This window comes from Longispora urticae (assembly GCF_053902585.1).
This window is the reverse complement of sequence record NZ_JAQZSH010000030.1, coordinates 16,957-38,636: the sequence shown is the minus strand read 5'-3', so window position 1 is coordinate 38,636 and position 21,680 is coordinate 16,957. Positions and strand designations below refer to the sequence as shown.

The 21,680-nt window shown below is 68.9% G+C and carries 20 protein-coding genes; 10 read left to right on the top strand and 10 right to left on the bottom strand.

Going from position 1 to position 21,680, the window contains the following annotated elements; all coding sequences use genetic code 11:
• Positions 1 to 153: 153 nt before the first annotated feature.
• The gene (locus tag PT931_RS20875; RefSeq protein ID WP_456247432.1) at positions 154 to 3,102 is read right to left on the bottom strand and encodes a S8 family serine peptidase; all 2,949 of its coding nucleotides are present in this window, start codon (positions 3,100 to 3,102) and stop codon (positions 154 to 156) included.
• 186 nt (positions 3,103 to 3,288) lie between these two features.
• Between PT931_RS20875 and PT931_RS20870 the strand changes: the two genes are divergently transcribed.
• Entirely contained in the window at positions 3,289 to 6,000 is a 2,712-nt protein-coding gene (locus tag PT931_RS20870; RefSeq protein WP_456247431.1) for an AAA family ATPase, read from the top strand.
• Positions 6,001 to 6,302: 302 nt separating this feature from the next.
• Here the strand turns inward: PT931_RS20870 and PT931_RS20865 are convergent, their stop codons facing one another.
• From PT931_RS20865 to PT931_RS20855, 3 genes are all read right to left on the bottom strand, one after another.
• Positions 6,303 to 6,563: a hypothetical protein gene (locus PT931_RS20865; RefSeq protein ID WP_456247430.1), complete on the bottom strand. Its 261-nt coding sequence runs from the start codon at positions 6,561 to 6,563 to the stop codon at positions 6,303 to 6,305.
• A 484-nt stretch (positions 6,564 to 7,047) separates the two neighbouring features.
• The gene (locus tag PT931_RS20860; RefSeq protein WP_456247429.1) at positions 7,048 to 7,581 is read right to left on the bottom strand and encodes an SMI1/KNR4 family protein; all 534 of its coding nucleotides are present in this window, start codon (positions 7,579 to 7,581) and stop codon (positions 7,048 to 7,050) included.
• A 91-nt stretch (positions 7,582 to 7,672) separates the two neighbouring features.
• Positions 7,673 to 8,506: a DUF4253 domain-containing protein gene (locus tag PT931_RS20855; protein WP_456247428.1), complete on the bottom strand. Its 834-nt coding sequence runs from the start codon at positions 8,504 to 8,506 to the stop codon at positions 7,673 to 7,675.
• A gap of 347 nt (positions 8,507 to 8,853) precedes the next feature.
• Between PT931_RS20855 and PT931_RS20850 the strand changes: the two genes are divergently transcribed.
• The 8 genes from PT931_RS20850 to PT931_RS20815 all read left to right on the top strand — a co-directional run bounded on the left by PT931_RS20850 (position 8,854) and on the right by PT931_RS20815 (position 13,523).
• Positions 8,854 to 8,943, top strand: a complete 90-nt coding sequence (locus tag PT931_RS20850; RefSeq protein ID WP_456247491.1) for an SEC-C metal-binding domain-containing protein — start codon at positions 8,854 to 8,856, stop codon at positions 8,941 to 8,943.
• Between the two features lie 340 nt (positions 8,944 to 9,283).
• Positions 9,284 to 9,967: a hypothetical protein gene (locus PT931_RS20845; RefSeq protein WP_456247427.1), complete on the top strand. Its 684-nt coding sequence runs from the start codon at positions 9,284 to 9,286 to the stop codon at positions 9,965 to 9,967.
• Positions 9,968 to 10,080: 113 nt separating this feature from the next.
• On the top strand, positions 10,081 to 10,449 hold the full coding sequence (locus tag PT931_RS20840; protein WP_456247426.1) for an ADP-ribosylation/crystallin J1: 369 nt from the start codon (positions 10,081 to 10,083) through the stop codon (positions 10,447 to 10,449).
• A 127-nt stretch (positions 10,450 to 10,576) separates the two neighbouring features.
• The gene (locus tag PT931_RS20835; protein WP_456247425.1) at positions 10,577 to 11,143 is read left to right on the top strand and encodes a helix-turn-helix domain-containing protein; all 567 of its coding nucleotides are present in this window, start codon (positions 10,577 to 10,579) and stop codon (positions 11,141 to 11,143) included.
• Entirely contained in the window at positions 11,140 to 11,775 is a 636-nt protein-coding gene (locus tag PT931_RS20830) for a hypothetical protein (protein ID WP_456247424.1), read from the top strand. The genes PT931_RS20835 and PT931_RS20830 overlap by 4 nt, the downstream gene beginning before the upstream one ends.
• The gene (locus tag PT931_RS20825) at positions 11,772 to 11,921 is read left to right on the top strand and encodes a hypothetical protein (protein WP_456247423.1); all 150 of its coding nucleotides are present in this window, start codon (positions 11,772 to 11,774) and stop codon (positions 11,919 to 11,921) included. The genes PT931_RS20830 and PT931_RS20825 overlap by 4 nt, the downstream gene beginning before the upstream one ends.
• Before the next feature lie 117 nt (positions 11,922 to 12,038).
• Positions 12,039 to 12,347, top strand: coding sequence for a hypothetical protein (locus PT931_RS20820; RefSeq protein ID WP_456247422.1), 309 nt, complete (start codon positions 12,039 to 12,041; stop codon positions 12,345 to 12,347).
• A 57-nt stretch (positions 12,348 to 12,404) separates the two neighbouring features.
• Entirely contained in the window at positions 12,405 to 13,523 is a 1,119-nt protein-coding gene (locus PT931_RS20815; RefSeq protein WP_456247421.1) for an epoxide hydrolase family protein, read from the top strand.
• Positions 13,524 to 13,936: 413 nt separating this feature from the next.
• On the opposite strand, the gene PT931_RS20810 is transcribed toward PT931_RS20815, so the two are convergent.
• The 6 genes from PT931_RS20810 to PT931_RS20785 all read right to left on the bottom strand — a co-directional run bounded on the left by PT931_RS20810 (position 13,937) and on the right by PT931_RS20785 (position 20,390).
• The gene (locus tag PT931_RS20810; RefSeq protein ID WP_456247420.1) at positions 13,937 to 14,563 is read right to left on the bottom strand and encodes a hypothetical protein; all 627 of its coding nucleotides are present in this window, start codon (positions 14,561 to 14,563) and stop codon (positions 13,937 to 13,939) included.
• 53 nt (positions 14,564 to 14,616) lie between these two features.
• Positions 14,617 to 15,885 (bottom strand): family 16 glycosylhydrolase, encoded by a 1,269-nt coding sequence (locus tag PT931_RS20805; protein WP_456247419.1) that lies wholly within the window; start codon positions 15,883 to 15,885, stop codon positions 14,617 to 14,619.
• Between the two features lie 205 nt (positions 15,886 to 16,090).
• Positions 16,091 to 17,359, bottom strand: coding sequence for a Gfo/Idh/MocA family protein (locus PT931_RS20800; protein WP_456247418.1), 1,269 nt, complete (start codon positions 17,357 to 17,359; stop codon positions 16,091 to 16,093).
• Positions 17,360 to 17,369: 10 nt separating this feature from the next.
• Positions 17,370 to 18,176: a carbohydrate ABC transporter permease gene (locus PT931_RS20795; RefSeq protein ID WP_456247417.1), complete on the bottom strand. Its 807-nt coding sequence runs from the start codon at positions 18,174 to 18,176 to the stop codon at positions 17,370 to 17,372.
• Entirely contained in the window at positions 18,176 to 19,096 is a 921-nt protein-coding gene (locus PT931_RS20790) for a carbohydrate ABC transporter permease (RefSeq protein WP_456247416.1), read from the bottom strand. Before PT931_RS20790 ends, PT931_RS20795 begins: the two co-directional genes overlap by 1 nt.
• Positions 19,086 to 20,390 carry an ABC transporter substrate-binding protein gene (locus PT931_RS20785; protein WP_456247415.1) on the bottom strand — a complete coding sequence of 435 codons (1,305 nt, stop codon included), beginning with the start codon at positions 20,388 to 20,390 and terminating at the stop codon, positions 19,086 to 19,088. The genes PT931_RS20790 and PT931_RS20785 overlap by 11 nt, the downstream gene beginning before the upstream one ends.
• Before the next feature lie 160 nt (positions 20,391 to 20,550).
• Between PT931_RS20785 and PT931_RS20780 the strand changes: the two genes are divergently transcribed.
• Positions 20,551 to 21,666, top strand: a complete 1,116-nt coding sequence (locus PT931_RS20780; RefSeq protein WP_456247414.1) for an ROK family transcriptional regulator — start codon at positions 20,551 to 20,553, stop codon at positions 21,664 to 21,666.
• Positions 21,667 to 21,680 lie beyond the last annotated feature (14 nt).

Genomic DNA, 21,680 nt, shown 5'->3' with positions numbered 1-21,680 from the left:
GATCGGCGCGCTGACCCTACCGGTCAGGGAAGGCGTGGGTCCGTGGGAGGCCGGACGTCAGAACGGCTGACCCATCCATCGGTCGGCCGTTCGCGTTTTCGCAGGGTTGGCGGGTTGGTGCCCCCGCTGGTTCGCGGCGGGGGCACCGTGGATCTACCGGACTGTCAGGGTGAACACCGCGCTGCCGGACCTTCCGGAGCTGTCGGTGGCGATGACGGTGATCTGGTATGTCCCTGGCGTGAACGGCGCGGCGACCTGCATCGTCGACGTGCCGCCGCTGGAGACGCTGGAGGGTAGGAAGAACGGATCCAGCGCGATGCCCGGGTGCTGTGAGGTCAGCGTCAGCGGCCCGGTGCCGCCGGTGACGGTGACCTTCGTGGAGGTGAACACTCCGGGTGAGACAGTGCCGGAGGCCGGCGACAGGCTCAGCGTGACGCCGCTGGGCGGTTGAGTGCCGTCTCCGACGACCAGGGTGAGCCTGGTCGTCGCCGTGTTGGCGGTGCCCTGCCCGGACACGACGATCTCGTAGCTGCCCTTCGGGGTCGCCGTCGTCGTGTCGATGGTCAGTTTGGCGTTGTTGGCGGTGTCGAGCGTCGAGGGCTGAAACACCGCCCGCGCGCCGCTCGGCAGGCCGGTGGCGGTCAGGGTGACGCGTTCCGGTCCGCCGGAACCGGCGGCGCTGGTGACGGTGGTGGAGATGTGGCGTCCACGCTCGACCTTGACGGAGCCGGGGTTGAGCCCGAGGGTGAACGTCCCGGTCGGCGGTGCCCCTCCGATCTCCCGGTTGGCCCAGTCGCCCATCTCGCCGGTCAGCTTGCTGGAGATGCTGTAGCGGTCACAGCCCGAGGCGCCCCAGGAGACGGTGCCGACGACGTAGCCGTCGACGACGAGCGGGCCGCCGCTGTCGCCGGAGCAGGTCGCGACGTGTCCGTCGTTGTAGCCGGCGCAGATCATGGTCTGCGGGTCCACCGGGATGTTGAAGACCTGGCAGCCGCTGGCGTCGTTGATCGGCAGGGTCGCCTTCTTCACCTTGCCGCTGCTGGAGGCGCTGCCCGCCACGGTCTGCCCGTAGCCGAGGACGACGCCCTGGCGGCCGGGGCGGGTCAGGTCGGCGTTCGCGGCGGACGCGACCTTGATCCAGTTCGCGGCGGCGACGGGCAGGTCGTCGGCGACGGTGATCACAGCGACGTCGTGGCCCTGCTGCCAGCTGCCCGAGCCGGTGTATCCCGGGTGCGCCTTGTAGCTGGCGACGCGGGTCTTGAACTCGCCGGTGGAGGGCCGGTTCAGGTCGTCGTCGCCGTAGACGTAGCTCTTGTCGCCGCCGACGTCGATCATGCAGTGCGCCGAAGTGATGATCTTACGTGCGGCCACCACCGCACCGGTGCACGACTGCCCCTGCGGGCCGGAACTGCCGACCCGCACACCCGCGATCACATACGGGTACTGCGCCACGGTCGTCAACTCGCCGCCGATGATCTGGGCGTGTCCGTTCCCGGTGGGGCGCAGCTGGTCGGTGGGGAGGCTGGCCGTCACGGCCGCACCGCCCAGCACCCACCGGTCGAGCGTGCCCGTGTCGTAGGTGTAGACGTCGCGGACCCGCAGCGCCCACGTGCCGTTGGCGTCCTCGGCCGAGGCGTCGACGGTGTAGGTCGTGTGCACCCCCGTGGACACACCGACGTCGCCGGCCTTCTTCAGGCTGTGGGCCGCACCGCTCGGTCCGACCAGGTCGATGGCCAGGTCGGCGGTATAGGTGTGGTCGATGTCGACCCTGACCGGCAGTGAGGCCGACGCCTTTCCTGCGCACCCGGTCTGGGTGACGGTGCTGTTCACGGCCGCGCCGGCGTCGGGGATGGCGACGTCGGTGCCGTTGTCACGGGCCGCGCAGGTGGACGGCGGGCTGCCGCCGCCGACGTTGAGCAGCTTGTTGGGCGAGCCGCTGCCAGGATTCTTCACGACGCCGGTGCTGGCCGAACCGATCAACGCCGCGCGGACCTGCGCCGGGGTCGCCTCCGGGTGCTCACCGAGATAGAGGGCGGCGGCTCCGGCGGCGTGCGGGCTGGCCATCGACGTACCCGTCATATTGGCCAGCGAGGTGTCGTTGCCGATACCGACGGAGGTGATGTTGGTACCGGGCGCGAACAACGCCACGCACGAGCCGTAGTTGGAGCCGGAGTTGCGGTTGTCCTGGTTGTCTGTGTTGCCGGTGGCGATCACCCCAGGCACCCGGGCGGGGGAGGACTGGCAGGCGTCGGAGCCCTGGTTGCCGGCCGCGACGGCGAAGCTGACCCCTGCGGCCAGGGCTGCTGTGATCGCCTCGTCGCCGACCCCGACCGTGTCGAACAGAATGCTCATGTTGGCCACGGCGGGCTTGCGGGCGTTGCGGGTCACCCACTCGATGCCGTCCACGGACGCGGAGTCCGGGCCCGAGCCGCCGCAGTTGAGTACCCGCACCGCGACGACCTTGGCCTTCTTGGCCACGCCGACCGTCTTGCCGGCCACCGTCCCGGCGACATGTGAACCGTGACCGGAGCAGTCGACGCCGTTACGGCCGTCGTTGACGAAGTCCGTGCCGACGCTGGCGCGGCCCTCGAACTCCGCGTGAGTCGGCCGCACACCCGTGTCGATCACGTAGGCGGTGACGCCCGCTCCGGCACTCGCCGGGTACGTGTAGCTGCTGTTCAGCGGCAGTTGCGCCTGATCGACGCGGTCCAGGCCCCACGACGGCGGGTTGGTCTGGGTGTCCTCGGCCCGGGCCGTCCCGTCCTCATAGACGGTCCGCACCGCAGGGTCCGCCGCCAACCGCCGGGCCTGGCGGTCGGTGAGACCCGCGACGGAGAAGCCGTGGATCGTCGCGGTGTACGTGGAGCGCACCTTCCCGCCGTAGCGCCCGGTCAGGGCCGCCGCGGTCGAACCGATGCCAGCCGGCCCGTCCCGCAGGACCACGATGTACTGGTCGCCGTAGTGCTGCCGGGCCGGCACGACGGTCCCTTCCGAGGGCGCCGCCTGCGCCGTGCCACCCGCCGCGATCATCGCCGCGACGCTCAGACCCACCAGCAGAAGACGCCGCGCGCCTCTGCCCGGGGTCCATCTGTCGTCTCGCATGAGGGGTTCCTTTCACCTGCGGCGACCGCTGTCGGACGCCTGGCGACAACGATCGGGTGCGGGCGGAACACGGACAATCGATGCCGGCGATCACTAGGTACACCTATCTATTCGTCGCTTCCGTGGGTCGGCCGGCCCGGGACTAGACTCGGGCAACCTGGTACCGACCTCGGCTAGGAGCAGGCGATGAGCCCAGCGGCGCGACAGGAGCACCGGATCCGGCTCGTCGGACGCGACGCGGAACTGCGCGCGCTGACCGAGGCGCTGGCCGCAGCCCCGGCCGTGGTGCTCCTGGCCGGTGAGGCGGGGATCGGCAAATCCCGGCTGCTGGCCGAGTTGGTCGCCACGATCCGTGTGCCCGCGGTGGTCCTTCGATGCCAGCCCGACGACGGAGAATCGCCGTACCGCGCGCTGACGCGGTGCCTGATTGCCGCCCCGCGCCCAGCCCACGACCCCGACACCGGGACGCGGAGCCCTCGAGATCCGCTACCGTTGCTCGAAGCCGTCAAAGAGGCACTGTCGGCGCCAGCCGGACTGGTGCTGGTGGCCGAGGATGTCCACTGGGCCGACGAGGACTCCCTGCGCCTGCTTCGCGAGCTGGTCGCGGACCCGCCACCAAGGCTGTCGATGGTGTTCAGCTACCGCCCCGAAGAGGTGACGGGCCCAGCCTTGGGGCGAGCCCTGCGCCCACCGCCCGACTACAACATCACACACCTGACGGTCGGCCCGGTAGACCGCGAAGCCGTCGGAGCACTCACCCAGGCGCTGCTCAGCGGCGCAGCCGTGTCGGCCGCGTTCGCGACGGCCCTCGACAAACACTGCGCGGGGATCCCGTTCGTCCTCGTCGAGACCGTACGGGCCTGCCGGACATCCACATCCGGGCACCTACCGCTGCCAGAACGGATCCGCGAAGCCGTCCTCGACCGATGGGCCGACCAGACCCCGACGGCCCGCGCGGTCGCGGAAGCCGCGGCGATCTTCGGCAGGCCCGCGAGCGCCGACCTGCTCCGGGCCGTCGCAGGCCTGACACCGGCGCGCGCGGACGCGGCCATCTCCCGCCTTCTGACGGCCGGCGTCCTCGTCGAATCGGCACCTCTGAGGTACGGGTTCCGCCACGCCCAGGCCCGCCGCGTGATCGAAGAACTGATCACGGGCCCGCGTGCCGCCCGCCTGCACCTGCGGTGCCTACAAGAACTTGCCGCGCAGGAACCTCCGAACCACCGCCGGATGTCACAGCACGCGCGCGCGGCCGACCGGATCGACGACTGGCTGCGACACGGCGAACAGGCCGCGGACCTGGCGATGGCCGCCGGTGACGCCTCCACAGCGGTGGAGATCCGCCGTTCCCTCGTCGCCGACCCAGCCGTGCCCCCTGCCCACGTCGACAGACTGGCCGCCCAGCTGTGCCATGACGCTCTGTCCGGACTACGCCTGCACGAGGTCACCGACGAGATCCAACGGCTTCTCAGCGATTCCCGCCTGTCCGACCGGATGCGAGGAGAGGTCCGACTCGGCTACGGGCTTTTGCTCCTGCGCCAACCTGGCGAACTGCGACACGGCCGCCAGGAGATCGCACTGGCTGTCGATGACCTACGCGGCGACACTCCGCGTGTCCTGCGCGGCGAGTCCGTCCTGTCCCTGCCCTACCTCGGCACCTCGCCCATCGCCGAGCACCTGCCCTGGCTTCAGCGGGTCGAAGCCACCGCGGCAGGACTGGACGACGGACCACTGCGGTACTCGGCACTGGCGAACGCGCTCAGCGCCCGAGCGCACCTGGCCGACCCCGGCACCTGGGAACAGGTCCAGCAGTTGCCCGCCGACGCGGCAGACCCGGAAGGACAGCGCGAACTCGCCCGAGCCTATTGCAACATCGCCGACTCCTACTCCTGGACCGGGCACCACGACCGGGCACGGACACTCCTGAGCACCGGATCGGCCCTGGCCGCACGGTCAGGCGCGCCCTACGTCGCAGGCACCGCCGCAGCCACCCTGGTCCGGCTGGACTGGCTTTCCGGAAACTGGGACCGTCTGCCCACGCGGATCGACGAACTGACCGCCGCACACCGCGACCTTGTCCAGGTGACCGCTGAACTTCGCCTCGTCGAGGGCTGGCTGGCCGCGGCCCGCGGCGACTGGGACACCGCGGCGCAGCGGTTCATCCAGGTCGGACCGAAAGACCCCGAAAACGGCGTCGCACCCATGGTAATCGCGGCGTTCGGAGGACTGGTCGCCGTGCTGCACGGACGCGGCAGGCTCGACGCGGCCTGCGCCAGGGCGGATCAGGGACTAGCGGTGCTGCGCCGCAAAGGCGTGTGGTCCTGGGCCGGAGAGTTCGCGCCCCAGGCGGTCCACGCCTACTGCGCCCACAGCCGCATCGACGACGCAGCCGTTCTCGTAGCCGACTACAGCGCCGGACTGGCCGGGACCGACACGCCCTTCGGTGAAGCCGCGCTGCTGGCGTGCCGCGCCCACCTCGCCCGCGCTCGCGACGAACGGGACGCGGCCAGACTGTTCGACGCGGCCGAAGGCGCCTTCCTCGACATCGGCGTCCCGTACCGGGCCGCGCACCTCGCCGAGCAACGCGCCCACTGCGAACCCGGCACCGTCGAGACATTCGCGGCGCTGGCCGACCGGTACCAACGCATCGGCGCCACCCGCGACGCCGCCCGGTGCAGGGTGCTGCGACGGGCGATCGGCGGCGGACGGCCAGGACGTCGCGGGTACGGCAACGAACTCTCACCCCGCGAACGTGACGTCCTCGCCCTCGTCGCGAAGGGACGGACCAACCGGGAAATCGCCAGCGAGCTTTTCCTCTCTCCCCGGACGGTCGAGCAGCACGTGGCGAGCATGCTGGTCAAACTCGGCGCACAGTCGCGACACGAATTGTGGAACGCATAGTGAACTCGTACGGCAGGGACTGGGCCGACGAGGCTCGGGACGGCTCGTTCCTACTCTGCTGCGGGGCGCTGATGGTCGCGGGCGTCGCGAGTCACGACCACTGGTCGCCCGGAGGAGGCGAATTCCTCCAGCCCGGCCATCGCCTGCACACGCAGTCCTTTGGGCAGCTCATCGAGACCGTCGAGTACTGGCATCAACCACCAGCCTGTCCTGCCGCCAGCCGTCACCTGCGGCTCGCTCACGAACCGTCCGGCCAGTCGGGCCCCGATGCCGCTGGCGGCAAGGCTCCGGGCGGCGAATCGCTACACGGTCTCGGCGTTCGGGTTCCACGAGGACACCGGGATCAGTACCGGCACCGGCTCACCGGCCTCAGGCGTCTCGAGTAGCCCTCGAGCCAGGGCCAGCACCAGTACGGTCTTGCCCGCGCCCGGCTCGCCCAGCACCACCAACTGCCGCCGGGGCACCTCCTCCCGCCACACTGCGGCCACCTGGTGCACGTCCCCGCGCAGCGGGAACCACCGCCACCCGCCCAGGCCCTCCGGTTCACCGTCCAGGCCACTCACAGCCGCCCGCCCGGCCCGTCGAGGAGAACCTCACAGTCACCATCCCAGCAATCTATCTACACTGCGCCACACTCCACTATCCACATTTCGGCGCAAGCACTCCGACTCAGATGGAGATATACCAACAGCCCGGCGAGAGCCTTCTCGACGCCAACCTCTGGTGCCGAAGCTGACCCGCAAGAGCGAATCAGCCCGGCAACCAGCCGGGCTGAAGAAGGACCGGGCTCAGTTTCGATGGGGCGTTGAGTGCGCCGGCTGGCAGCACAGCTGGTCGCGACGATCTGCTGCTGACGTGCTCGCCGCGGCACGCAAGAGTTGGTCTACCGAATCCCATGGGATCGGGAGTGAGTCGAACGCGGGCGTGGAGAAGACCCGCCATCGAGAACCACATTCGGTTTGACCGACGCCCTGGACGTAGCCGATCCGTCCCGGCGCCGCATAGTAGGTGGTGACGCCGACGAGCCGTGTGAGGTCGACGTGGTCGCTAGACGGCCCGTTCCTTGGCGTGTGACCAGGCGGGCAGGTCGGTGTCTTCGCCGTTTTCGGTGAGGATCCACCAGCCGGTGTCTTCCAGGTGCCCGGTCAACCAGCCGGCGAGGCTCGCCGCCTCGACATACCAGGCGAGGTCAGGGTCGCCGGGGTTCGGTTCGAACAGCACCACCATGCCGTCGCCGGAGCGGCAGTCCACGCAGGCGTACATCCCGCAACCCCAGTCCAGGATCGGCAGCACACCCTCAGGCCAGGCCCATTCGGTGCCCGCGCCGTCCGCGCGGAGCTGCAAGTAGGCCCCGACTGCGGTCTCCTTCTCGCCGTCGATGAGGGGCAGGACCTGGTAGTCGGGGCCGAAACCGCCATCACCGACCTGCTGGTAGACGGCCGCCAGGAGCGGATGCAGTGCGAAGCCGAGAGCCTGTTCGGCCCGGGCCAGGTCCGCGGCGGTGAGTAGCGGTCCGGGGGTCTCACCGTCCTCGTGGGCGCGGTCGAGGAGACGTTCGGCGAGCGACGAGTGTTGTGTCACCGGGCCATCCTGCCCCAGCACGCTGACGTAGACCACACGGAAGCCGGCGGGGAGCCGTCGAGGTGGTGACCCGGCACGCCGGCGAGCAGTCCTAGTCCCACCAGAACTCCCAGTTGGCGACACCGGTGATCGCCTCGGCGTAGGCGTGCAGGTCGCCGCGGCCTTGCCAGATGTTGTCGGGGCAGAACGCGAAGTGCTCAGCCGCGATGTGCAGGGCGTGCTCGATTGTGGTGGGTGGGGCGGCGACGGCGACGTGGAGGGTGTCGAAGCCAACGGCGACGACCCGAGCACCGAACCGTTCTTCCCAACTACGCAGCACGGCGCTGTACTTCGCCATGTTGTTGTCGTAGTTGCACGGCCCGGTCCACCCGGCGGCGGTGATCGTGTCGGCCGCGCGGGTGGCGGGGATGAGTCCGAGGCGCAGGTTGTGCAGGCCGCCGTCGTCGAGGAGATGCTGGATGTAGTCAGCGACGATGCTGTCAGGGTCGTAGGTGGGTGTGCCGGCGGGTGCGAGGCCGGGCCACTGGTCGTCGAACGGTGCAGTGACCGCCAGCCGTTCCTCCCGCGTGAGGTGGTCGTCTTCGCCGTCGATATCGGTGGCGTCGGCCCACATCTGTGCGAGCACTGTCTCGGCGTCGAAGGTGTCGGAGTCGATCATCATGCCGGGGGCGACCTCACCGTCCACCCACGGGCGGTCCGGGTTGTGGGAGCTGCCCGCTAGCAGCAGCGGCCACAACCCCACGGCCGGCTTGGGGATCTGGTCGATGGTGGGTCGGTTGTCGCTGAGCCAGTAGGCCGGTTCTGACCGAGCGGAGTCCGTGTCGTCCTCCGGGTAGATGAGCTGGCCGGCCGGCAGAGACAGGCCGAGGCGCCGGCCGGTGAGGTCGTCGGCGAGGTGGGACAAGATCAGGTGCTGATCGGTCATGGCCGCAGACGATAGCTGCCAGCACTGACATTCGCGGAGACCGAGTACTGTGCCGGATTCGATCTGCCGTGCCGGGGGAGGCAACCGGTCGGTCGAGGGCCCGTCCGTACCGACACCGGTCCCGCCGTCAGATGACCGGGCAACGCCGCCGCGAAATGCCGTGGCAGGGATGATCGGTGCTGCTCTACGGTTCACCGGTCGTCACCCCTTCGACCTGGGAGGTCATCGTGTACTTCGACTACGACGCCGAGGCGTCCTTTTGAGCCGACCAGTAAGCGCCGCCGGGGGTTCCCTCTAGCGAGACGCAGGTCAAGCGCGGCGACCGCAGCGTCGGCGCGGACAAGGAGCTGATTGAGAAGCTCGGCGGCAAGGATCCGTGTCCGTGCGGGTCCGGGCGGCGGTTTCGGCCGCTGCTGCCGGGCCGGCGGCGGCTATGACGACACGCTCGGTCACTACTACGTCCGTGACTGACCCTTCGAGCGCGGGACTCCCGACAGGGAGTCCCGCGCCGCCGTCATGCGCGATTCGGGTGATCCCATGGCTGGATGGCCTTTTGTCCGGTGACCGGCAGGCGGTACTTGACTTGTCCGCCCCGTTCGGTGTGACCGGAGAGGGCGTCGAGAAGTTCGGGATGGTGGCGCTGGATGCCGTCGCAAGCCGACCTTCGCGCGGTCAAGGCGCTGCTGACAGCCGGCGAGGCCGACGGCTGGTGGGACTTCGAGGAAGGCTGCGTCGGCGACTCATGGGCTGCGATCGACGCATGCCCGGTCGATTACGGTGACCCGCTTCGTGCTCGCCGGGTTCGTGGCCGCGCCCCGCTGGCTGCCGCCAGATGATTCGTGGACGGCCCTGCTGCCGCGGAGCCTCGTGACCGCTAGCGACTGCCTGACCGACTTCGTGCCGGCTGACGATGACCCGCTGACCGACCCGTGGCATTTCGATCTGGCGACCGCGCTCGCCGCCGGTCGTGAGCCAGGCACACACGCCCTGTCGATGAACCTGGCCGCATCGGAGGCGGAAGGTGTTCCTTGCAGTATTCAGCGGCTCGGGTCCAGAGAAGTTCACCTGCTATGGCGGCGCCCCACACAGCCGGTTACGGCCCCGGCCGGAGAGGTACTTGGCTTCGAGGCCGTCGGGTTCGAGGCCGGCCGGCTGCACACGTGGCTGTGCAGCAGCCCGCAGGATGACGCCCGAGACAACCTCGGGATCACCGTCAACCGGCTCAGACTCCTCGACACCCTCGCGCAGGCGCGCGCCGTGGCCGTGATGGCCAACCGCGACCCCGGCACCGAGGAAGTCGACTGGGTCGCCGCCCGCGTCATCGAACACCCCAGCGTCCACCAGATCCGTGCCGCACTGTCCATGGCGTTCGCTGACGGCAGCCCGATGGCCGAGTTCATGCCTCACATCCACAATGACAGCACCGCTGGATGGCGCTGGCACGACCAACCGTTCGACTGAGAGATCAGCAAGCTGCTCGAGGGCGCGAGGTCACTGATCCGGGGTGCCGGATTCTCGGCGGCGCATGGCGCGTTGACCTGGCATGATGTGCACCTCAAGGCAGAAGATCGGGGGTGACCGTGGTGGGGCTGTCGGTAACGACGCTGTGGCGTCCGACCGGTCCGCAGGAGTTGGCGCTGGTCGCGCAGTCGGATTGGCGGTCCTGGCCGCCGCGGCTGGCGGATCAGCCGATCTTCTACCCCGTGCTCAGTGAGCAGTACGCGATCCGAATCGCCCGGGAGTGGAACGTCCCACACTCCGGCATGGGGCATGTGACCCGGTTCTACGTTGACTCAGCGTTCCTGGCCCGCTACCCGGTCCAGCAGGCCGGTGGCCGTGACATCCGGGAGCTGTGGGTACCGGCAGAGGATCTACCCGAGTTCAACCGGCATATCGTCGGCCGGATCGAACTCGTGCACACCTTCGAGGCCGCTACTCGGTGACGGCACCGGAGGGCGGGGCTGGCGGCTGACGCGCCGCAGCCAGTGCGCACCGGTCCTGTCGCCACCTTGCCGCAGCCGTGGACCTGGCCTCTCCCGTCGAGACGAAGGCAGACCCATGGAACATCGCGTGTTGCTCCGCCTCGTGCGGCGCCGGCCCGGCATGTACTTCGGCCGCAGCGAACTGCGGTTCGACCAGCTCGTCGCGTTCATCACCGGCCTGGACATCGGCAGCGGGCAGCTGGTGCTGGACGGGTTCCGAGAGTTCTTGATCCTGCGCCAGGGCGTCGAATCCAGCTTTGGCTGGTGGAGCTTGGTGCTCAAGGACTGTTTCGGTGAGTTCGCCCTCCCGCTCACCCCGGAGCAGGAGGCCGTTGGTATCGAGGCGGTGTTCGACCTGCTGGATGAGTTCCTCGCCGAGGTGCACGGCCCCCGCGCCCGCGCCCGGCTGCACCAGGAGTACCTGCTGTGGAAAGAGGACTGCGACCCCATCAACCTGGAACTGACACGGTTCAGCTCCTCGCCACCCGCCCCGACGCTCACGCTCACCGAGGCCGCCAATGCCCTCGGTACCGACGCCGACGATGTCCTCGACCTGATCGCGACCGACGTGCTGCCCTCATACCGCCGCGGTGCCCAGGTGCTGCTGCGGACCCACGACGTTCGAGAACTCGCCGAACGGCGGCGGTCGCGATGAGCTTCAGCAACTTCGCCCGCAAGGCACGTGACCCGAGCCTTACCCACCGGCAGCGCCTCGCGGCGCTGCGGTCCTGCGTGCAGCTGTACCGGCCGCTGGGTTTTCACGCCACCCTCGATTTCCTGAATGAGCTGGCCGGGCCGTTCCAGCACGACGAGCGGGCACTGTTGGCGGCCTTGGACGCCATCACCTCCAGCCGGGCGGCCCGCCAGCCGGAGCTGGACGCCTACGCAGCGACCCGCAGGGCAGCCAAACGCGACGGCCAGCGCCAACCACGACCGGCCGACCCCAACCCGAACCTGGAACGGCGCCTTTGGCATGGCGCACCCCGGCAGGGAGCCCTGTACGCGCTGCGCTGGTGGCGGCAACGACACCTCGCGTCCTTGCTGGTCCCGACGGACTCCGTCGCGGACCACCTGCACCGACTCGTCACCACCTGCCTAGAAACAGACGGACACCTCACGAGCCAGGACCAGGAACTTCTCGCCGCATGCATCGCCGAACTGGAGCAACGCTGGGTTCCGTTCGACGTCCGCAACAGCCTGACCGTCAACGACCGCACCCGGGGACTGCTGATGTTCGCTCGCTACCTCCAGACCGCAAGTGAAGTAGAAGAGCGGAACCACTCGTGACCACCGTGCGCCTCGATCACGTCGACACCGTTTTCGTCAACTTCACCAACGGCACCTACCAGTGGGTGGACATCACGCGATTCCGCATGCCTGCGGTGGCGTGCGACGACCGAGCCGTACTCGGGCTGCTCATCGCCCATGAGTAAAGTGACTCACGCGCGGATCGGGTATGGACAGTGACGACACGCACGTGACACGTACACCCGTACTGTGATCTTCAGAATGGTCGCTCCTCGGCCGGTCGCGGCTGGGAGGATCTGCATATGACCCATCGAGATGGCGTGAATGGCGCTGATCCTGCGGCCGATGTACAGCCGTCCCGGGACGAGATCCGGCGAGGCTTCGTGGCGCTCGGACCGTTCGTTCGCCGATGGAACCTCTCTCTTGCCCCAGAAGACGTCGAGGAGATCGTCTACGCGGTCTTGATGCAGGCGCGGTCGTCTTCCGCCGACGATAGGATTCTGGCGACGGTGGAAGCTCAGATCGACCAGCTCGAGGAGAATGCCCGTCGGTGCTCCGAGGCGATGCGGGCCGACGCTGAGCGGCGGGGACTCCCAGGTCACCCCGACTGAGCCCGGGCGGCCCGGGCACGCCGGTGTCACCCGTAACACTCACGCGAGGAGTACGCCATGACGCTCGCCGTCACCGACGCCGAACTCGACGACCTGCGCTCGCGGCTACGTAACACGCGCTGGCCGACGCCGTGGCCCGTGCTCGGCTGGGAGGCGGGCACCGACCCCGGCGAACTACGTCGTCTCGTGTCCTACTGGGCCACCGACTACGACTGGCGCTCCCACGAAGCGGACATCAACGCGCTCCCGTCCCAGTTCGCCGACATCGACGGCACGCCGGTGCACTACCTCCGCTTCGACGGCGAACGTTCTGACGCACTGCCGATCGTGCTGACCAACGGGTGGCCCAGCTCCTTCCTCGAACTGACGACCCTCGCGCGCAGGCTGGCCTCGCCGTCGCGGTACGGCGGCGACGCGGCCGACGCGTTCACTGTCATCGTTCCGTCGCTGCCCGGTTTCGCCTTTTCGCCGCAGCGGCCTTCGCTCACCGAACCGCCGCAGACCCACGAGATCTGGCACCGGCTCATGCACGACGAACTCGGCTTCAACCGCTACGCGGCGCACGGCGGGGACCTGGGCGCGGGGATCACGTCCAGGCTCGCCGAAGCCCACCCGGAGGCGGTGGTGGGCATCCACCTGATGGCCGTCGCCAGCCCGGTTTCCTACGACGCCGACAGCGTCACCGCCGAAGAGCGCGCCTACCTCGACGCCGTTGCTGCGTGGTCCGCCGACGAAGGCGGCTACCAGCACGAGCAAAGCACCCGGCCGCTCACGTTGAGCTATGGGCTGGCCGACTCCCCGACGGGCCTGCTGGCCTGGATGATGGAGAAGTACCGGGCCTGGAGCGACTGCGGCGGCGACCTGTCCTCCCGGTTCAGCGACGACTTCCTGCTGACCCAGGCGTCGCTGTACTGGTTCACCAACACCATGTCGACGTCGATGCGGCCGTACTACGAATATGCCCGGCAGTTGACGAGGAGGGTGGAGCGGGTCGAGGTGCCGACGGCGGTAGCGCTGTTCCCCGCAGACCTGTCCCGGCCACCCCGCAGCTGGTGCGAGCGGACCTACAACGTCACGAGCTACCACGTCCTGCCTCGCGGCGGCCACTTCGCCGCCCATGAAGAGCCCGAACTGCTCGCTCGCGACCTCACCGAGTTCTTCCGCGCCCACCGGTGACCTGAGGGCTCGCAGAGATTCAACGTGTTGCTTCCCTCGGCTGCTGGTCGTTGATGTGGTACGGGTATCGATCGGCGGTACGCCGCGACTATGGGCTGTTGGTAGGGCCCGGATGAGATCTTCATCGCGTCTGTCCGTGCTGATGTGGTTGAGCCTCGTGGGCGCCTGAGCGGTCGGCGCCGTGGGGCGGAGTGTGTGTTCCGGAGTAACCGGACGCGTCACAACCTCCGGCCGCCGATGCTGGCGACCCTTCCTGCCGCAGTGGCGTCGAGAGCGCGGCGGATCGCGCCCAGGGCGACGGCGTCCTCGCCGAGTGTCGATGCGCGGATGTCGGTCTGGGATGTCAGTGTCGACGCCGGTGGCGGTGCCTTGCCAGTGTTCGGCGAGGACTGTGGCGGACGGCATCGGGTGTCCTAGCCGGGCGTGGTGGGGCGGCGGGTGAGCGGCGACTTGTCGATCTTCGTGATGGTCCACCGGTCTCCGGTCTTTGCGAGGCTGATGGTGCGGTGTTGGACGTAGGGGGTGGCGAGGGCGAGCTGGTTGGCGGCCAGGTAGGCGGCTGTCGCCTCGTCGAACTGGAACTCGACGTCGATGTCGACCTTCGCGGTGGTGAGGTCCCGGGGGAAGGTGGACGTGTACCAGGCGAGGTTCGTCTGGTGGGTGCGCAGTTGGTGGGTGGTGTAGAGGCTGACGAGTTGGCCGGTGTAGTTCTTCGCCCGGAGCTCCTCGGCGAACGCGGGGTGGTAGTAGCCGTACTCGTCGTCGGCGTGTTCGGTGATGGTGCGGTGGTCGCGGTTGTCCACGGTGTTGGAGTGCAGGGCCACGACCTTGCGCACGGCCGTGACGTCCGGTTGGTCGTCGGCGAGGTTGGTGGTCTTGTTGCCGTCCTCGTCGAGGACCCACCAGACGGTCTGGCGTTCGCGTGCGGCCTGGTTGCGTTGTTCCCGCGTCGGGTCCGGCCCGGTCGTGGCGCGGGGTGCGGAGTCGCATCCTGACAGGATCAGCAGTGCCAGCACGGCCGTCGCGGTGAGCTTGTTCATGGGGGTCTCCTGTGGGGATGCCGGCCGGGTGGGCCGGCCGGCATCAGGCGGGGCTAGGGGGCGGGTTCAAAGGACCATTGGCTGCTCCAGTAGGTGCTCGGTGGTGTTCCGTACTGCACGGTGCCGGTGAGGCCCTCGTTGTTCATGTAGGTGGACTTCCACCGGTTCTTCAGGCGCCTGTACCCGTCGACGGTCTCCTCGGTCCACTGGCCGCTCCAGTAGCCGGCGGGGACGACGCCGGCCTGGACGTTGCCGTTCTGGTTCTCGACGTGCATGTACTCGCCGGTCAGCCGGTTCTTGTACCGGGTGTAGCCGTCGACGGTCTCCTTGGCCCACTGGGAGCTGGTGTCGGTGGCGGGTACGGCCCCGTAGCGGACGTTGCCGTTGGTGCCGGAGACGTACATGTACTGGCTGTTCCAGCGGTTCTTGATCCGCTGGTAGGCCTCGGGGTAGCCGCCGTCCTTCTTGAACACCCGCAGGTAGTCGACCTGCCAGGACTTGGGCCAGACGTTGTTGTGCTGGCCGGATCCGGCGTCGGTGTAGAGGCCCAGGATCATGCCCATCGCCATGTTGGGGGCGTCGGCGATGGTCTTGTACAGCTGGTTGTCGTAGTAGAACTTCAGCTCGGTCGGGGTCCACTCCATGCCGTAGACGTGGAACTCGGTGGTCGGGCTGCCGCTGGGCACCGGGTCCTCGTGCAGTACCCAGGAGCTCAGGAAGTTGGGGTCGCCCCAGCCGTAGGCGGCGATCCGCCAGGTGGTGGGCTTGCTGAAGAACGTCTCGATGAAGTCGATCTCGGAGTTCGCCGAGGCGCTGGAGGTGTCCTCGGTGCCGACGAGCCACAGCGCCTGGTGTCCGCCGCCGCCGACGTTGGACAGCTTCGCGCGGGTCTCGAAGTAGCCGTACTTCGTCGAGTACCCGTTGAAGTCGGGTTCGTGGTGGTCGTTGGGCATGGAGCTGTTGAACTTGTGCCACCAGTCCTTGTTGTAGGTCTGGATGCTGGAGATCTTCACCGCCCCGTCGTACTGGGCGTTCCAGGCCGGGGTGTCGGCGTCGAGGCGTTCGGTGAGAACGCCGTTGCCGACGGTGTAGCGGGCCGCGGCGTTCTCCCTGTTGCTGGTCCAGTGCGGCAGGTAGTAGGGCAGGAACTTGGTCGTGTTCAGGGAGGTGCCGTCGAACTCCTCCTGGAAGTCGAGGGTGTAGCCGGACTTGGTGGTGGGGTTGGCCGGGAAGTCGGCGGCGTAGCCGGGGTAGCCGCCCGTGCCGACCGTCAGCGCGGTCGCCAGCAGCAGGACCCCCGCTGCTCTTCGGGTGCGTGTCACTAGGTCACCTCTTGAGGGGAAGGTTTCACTTATGAAACCTGGTTACTTATGTTGATCGATAGTAGGCACGGCCCGAACGTGGGGTCAACCCTTGGGTCGAATCGGCGGAAGGATGGCACAAATGCCTGGTAAAAAGGGTCAGGCCGCCCCTGGGGTGGGGGCGGCCTGGAGGTAGGTGTGTCGCCGTGCTAACTAATTACAGAAGCTAACTACATATATTTGAGGGGTACTGGAGGGTCACCACGGTGCCGGTGTGGCGGGACTGTTCGGCGGCCCAGACGGCCAGGTGCGACCGCAGGCTCTCCTGGGGGCCCGAGGTGAGGCGGGACCGGTCGCCGGTGGCCACGGCCCGCAGGAACTCCCGCAACATGTCGTCGTCGGCGCCCCCGTGCCCGTCGGCGGCGGAGGCGTTGCCCGTGGTGGTGGTGTCGATGGTTTCGCTCGTGTCGGTGAGGAAGTCGTGCACGAGGAGTCGGCGGCCGTCGCCCTCGATGCTGCCCCGGGTGCCGAAGAGGCGGGTCTTGCGGAAGTCCAGGGCGTTGAACGCGGTGACGGTGAACGACGCCGTGACGCCTCCCTCGTACTCGAGGATGACGACCTGGTGGTCGAGGGCGTCGTTGCCGCCGGAGTACACGCAGGTGCCGTACGGTCCTTCGCGCAGCGCCTGGTCGATGCCGTGTGCGGTGATGTCGTCGGTGAGGACGCCCAGGGGCCAGCGTTCGTAGACCGGGTCGCCCAGGAACCGTTGGTAGATGCGCACGGCGGAGTAGGCGCACGAGCGTTCGACGGGGCAGTCGACGCAGCGCTGCCCGGCGCCTTCGGGTTTGTTCTCCGGACGGAAGTGGTAGAGACCGCCGAAGGAGGACACCCGCCGCAGGGGGCGGCCGATGATGTGGTCGAGCCAGTCCAGGTCGTGGGAGGACTTGGCCAGCAGCATCGAGGAGGACTCGGCCTCCCGGGCCCACTGGCCGCGCACGTAGGAGTGCGCGTGGTGCCACCAGCCGACCGGTTCGAGGTGCTCGACGCTGACGATGTCGCCGATCCGGCCGGAGTCGACGAGCCGTTTGAGGCTGCGGGTGTAGGCGCTGTAGCGCATCACGTGGCAGACGGACAACAGGACGCGGTTGCGGGCGGCGGCGTCGATGATGCGCCGGGCCTCGTGCTCGGTGGGCGCGAGGGGCTTTTCCAGCAGCAGGTCGTAGCCCAGGTCGGCCAGCGCGCAGGCCGGGTCGGCGTGCATGCGGTCGGGGGTGGCCACGATCGCCGCGTCGGCCAGCCGTGGTCGGGCGGTCAGCTCGCGCCAGTCGGCGAAGACCTGGTCGTCGGCCAGCCCGTAGCGGGCCGCCATGGTGGCCCGGCGTACCGGGTCGGGTTCGGCCACGGCCACGACCGTGGCGGTGTTCTGGGCGGTGGCGATGCGCGCGTAGGCGGCGCCTCGGGCTCCAGCGCCCACGATCGCTAGAGAGACTGTCATGGTGATGCTCCTATTTCACGGCGCCCTGCAGGATGCCCTTGACGAAGTGGCGCTGGAAGAACAGGTAGAGCAGGACGACCGGGGTGATGACGATGATGGTGCCGGCGGACAGCAGGGGGATGTTCTGGCCGAACTGCTGCACGAACTTGCCCAGCCCCGCGGGCGCGGTGCGCATCGCCGGGTCCTGGATGAGGATGAGGGCCAGGAGGAACTGGTTCCAGGACCACATGAAGTACAGGAGTCCCAGGGTGGTCAGCGCGGGCCTGGCGGTGGGCAGCAGGATCGTGGTGAGGGTGCGCCAGCTCGACGCGCCGTCCATGACCGCGGCCTCGGTGAGTTCCTTGGGCATGGCCTCGAAGTGGCTGCGCATCCAGAACACGCCGAAGGGCATGAACGCGCCGACCAGGGGCAGGATCACGGCCCAGTACGTGTTGAGCAGGCCCACGGAGCGCAGGTCGTAGTACAGCGGGATCACGATCGCCTCGTACGGCAGCGCGAGGCCGAGCATGAGCAGCGCGAACAGCGGGCCGCGCACCCGCGAGCCCATGGTCGACATGCCGTACCCGGCAAGCGTCGCCAGCACCAGCGAGATCGGCACCACGCCCAGGGCGATCACGGCGCTGGACTTGAGCAGCGAGGCGAAGCCGGCGCTGGTCCAGGCGGTGGCGAAGTTCTCCCAGTGCGGATCCGAGGGCCACTCCAGCCCGGGGGACAGGTTGGACTCCGGTTGCAGGGCGGCGCTGAAGATCGCCAGGAAGGGGATCAGCACCGAGGCCGCCGCCACCAGCAGGGACAGCCTGGTCAGGTATCTGGTCATCACCGCTCCCGGGCGAGCCGGTTGAGGCCGTACATGACGGCGCAGGTCAACAGGGACAACACGGTGGCCAGGGCGCAGGCGGTGCCGACCCGGCCGGCGGTGAACACCAGCTGGTAGACCTGCACGCCCGGCACCGTCGTGGCATAGCCCGGCCCGCCGCCGGTCATGATGTAGACGACGTCGAAGCTGGCCAGCGCGGCGATCACGGTGACGGTGGCGGCGACGGCCATCTCCTTGCGCAGGCCCGGCACGGTGACGTGCCAGAACTCCCGCAACGGGCCGGCGCCCTCCACCCGTGCCGCCTCGTAGAGGTGCAGGTCGATCTTCTGGATGCCCGACAGCAGGAGCAGGAAGCACAGGCCGGTGCTGACCCAGGTTCCGATCAGGCCGACGGCGGGCAGTGCCCAGTCGAAGTCCCCCAGCCACGGGCGCGTGATGCCGCCCAGGCCGACGAGGGAGAGGGTGTCGTTGAGGGGCCCGCCGTCGCTGTAGATCCATTTCCAGATCACGCCGACGGCCACCAGCGGCAGGATCTGCGGGAGGAACAGCGTCGCGCGGATCAGGGGCATGGCCCGCCAGGGTGTCGCCGCCACCAGTGCCGCCAGGACCAGTCCGAGGCTGATCGGGATCACCGTGTAGAAGAGGATGAACAGGAACGCGTGCAGCAGGGCCTCTCGGAGCGCCGGTTCGGTGAACACCTCGGCGTAGTTGTCGAGCCCGGCCCACTCGGCGACGCCGACGCCGTTCCAGTCCCACAGCGAGATCCACACGCTGTGCAGCCAGGGGACGATGATGAAGGTCGCGTAGAACAGGAACGCGGGCGCGACGTACAGCAGCGGCACCATCCTGCGGCGGCGTCTGCGGCGGCGGACCGCGGCCGGTGCGGTGAACCGCACCGGCCGCGTGGCGTCATGAGCCATGTGTCTTGGACCAGTCCTTCTGGACGGCCGCGACGAACCCGGCCGCGTCGGTCCTGCCCCCGACGAGTTCCTGGGTACCGGCCGTGAGGGTGTCGTTCATCGTGGCCGTGGCGTTGTTGTTGAAGCCCACGAGCCCGTTGTCCGCGTTGACCCTGCTCCAGGCCGCGACGATGTCGGCCATCACCGTGCCCGGGGCCGGCGTGGCCGCCGACGGGTCCGCCGGCATGAACCCGGCCCTGAACTCCTCGGCCGAGGCCTGCGGGGAGTGCAGGAAGTCCAGGAACGCCGCCGCCGCGGACTGGTGGGGCGACTTCGCGGAGATCGCGTACGCCACGGACGTGCCGATCGCGGTGGCCTTGGCGCCGGGGAAGGCGAAGAAGCCCGCGTTCGCGCCCAGCCGGTCACCGATCTTGGCCGCGTCCCAGTTGCCGTCGATGAAGAACAGGCCCTCGCCCTTGGTGAACTTGTCCACCGCGCCCTGCAGGTCCACACCGTTGGCGCCGGCGGGCACGTAGCCCTTCTTCGCCCAGTCCGCGACCCGCCCGGCCGCCGACCGGTTGCCGGCCGTGTCGAACGTCGCGCCCGGCTGCCCGAACGTCCAGTTGGCTGCCTTGTCCGCGCCGTCGGCCGACTGGCCGAGCAGTTGCACGGCGAAGGACGCGTGGCCCTCGGAGTTGCCCAGTTGCAGCGGCAGTTCCCCGGCTGCCTTGGCCTTGGCCATCGCGGCCTCGAACTCGTCGAGGGTCTTCGGCGGGGTGACGCCGAGCTTGGCGGCCTTGTCCTTGTTGTAGTACACCCCGACGATGGAGAACCCGGCCGGCGCCGCGTAGAGGTCACCGGAGCCGAGCGTGGACCCGTTGGCCCCGACCCGCCACTGCGCCAGCTGCGTGCTCGGATAGACCTTGTCCCACGAGTACGCCTTCTCGCACCCCGCCAGGCTGGCCACCAACTTGTCCTTGACCGTGGTGCCCACCGAGTTCAGGAGCGCGATGTCGGGCGCCTGGTCGGACGCCAACGACAGGTTCAGGCTCTTGTTGTAGTCGTCGTAGTTGGTGTCCTGGTAGTTGATGGTGATATTGGGGTACTTGACCTGAAACGCTGCGATGATGGCCTTGACGGCGGCGCCGGACTCCGGCGTCGACACCATCTTCAGGGTCACCTTGCCGGCCGGGACGGTGGCCGTGCACTGCGCCGACGGCGACACGGTCCCCGCCGACCCGCCGGGGGAACAGGCGGCGGCCAGCAGTCCCACGGACAGCACGCCCGCGCCTGAGAGCCATCTACTGGGTTTCATGGGAGCTCCAACATATGTAAGCCATCTTCATAACTGTCGATCCTGAGAGTAGGCGCACACCCTGGACGGGTCAAGCGTCCAATGCTCGGCTTATGAAAGGTGTTTCTAGATCTCGGGTGAGATATGGAAACACCTTCCTAAAGTGCTAGGATCTGGCCGTATGACGTCCCTTCTGCGCCGGATGACGCACGTGACCACGTTGCGGGCGCTGCGCTCCGGCGGCGCGATGACCGTGGCCCACCTGGCCCGCAAGGCGGGGCTGTCGCGGCCCACGGTCATGTCCCTGCTCGACGAGCTCGTCGAGCAGGGCTGGGTCGAGGAACAACCCCCGGACACCTCCGGCGGCATGGGCCGGCCCGCCAAACGCTTCCGCTTCCGGGTCAAGGCCGGCTACGTCGTCGGCGTCGACATCGGCGCGCACACCATCCGGGCCGCGATCGCCGACCTGTCCGGGGAGACCGTCGCCACCCGACGGGAGGCCATCGCCGAACACGCCAGCGCCCCCGACCGGCTCGCCCTGGCCCGCCGGCTCGTCGAGGCGACCATGGACGACGCGAAATGCGGGCGCGGCGACGTGCTGGGCGCCGCCGTCGGCACCCCGGGCATCGTCGACCCCGCAGGCCGGGTCACGCTGTCGGTGCTGCCGGAGTGGTCGGGCTTCGACCTCGGCGGGCGGATGGGCCGCTCCTTCACCTGCCCGGTACTCGTCGAGAACGACGCCAACCTGGCCACCCTCGCCGAACACTGGCGCGGCACCGCCCGCGAGGCCGACACCGTCGTACACGTCCTGGCGGGCCTGCGCTTCGGCGCCGGACTCATCATCGACGGCAAACTGCACCGCGGACGCTCCGGCGCCGCCGGCGAGATCGGCGCCCTCGACATCCTCGGCTGGGACGAGGCCCCCCGCGACCTCATCAAGGCCGCCGAACCCGGCACCGGCCCGGAACTGGCCGCCCAACAGTTGTTCGCCGCGGCCAAGGACCGGCAACCACACGCCATGCGCGCCGTCGAGCGCTTCGCCCAGCAACTCGCCCAGGGCATCGCGGCCATGGTCCTCACCGTCGACCCGGACGTCGTGGTCGTCGGCGGCGGCGTGTCCCTGGCCGGAAAGTCGCTCCTGGAGCCCCTCACCGAACACCTGCACCGACTGTGCCTGACCAGCCCACCCATCCGGATGTCGGAGCTCGGCGACGAAGCCGTGGTCCTCGGGGCACTCCGCCTCGCCCTCCAGGACGTCGAACGTCGGGTGTTCGCGATCGAAGACCTACCGATCTGACGCCTGAGGGAACG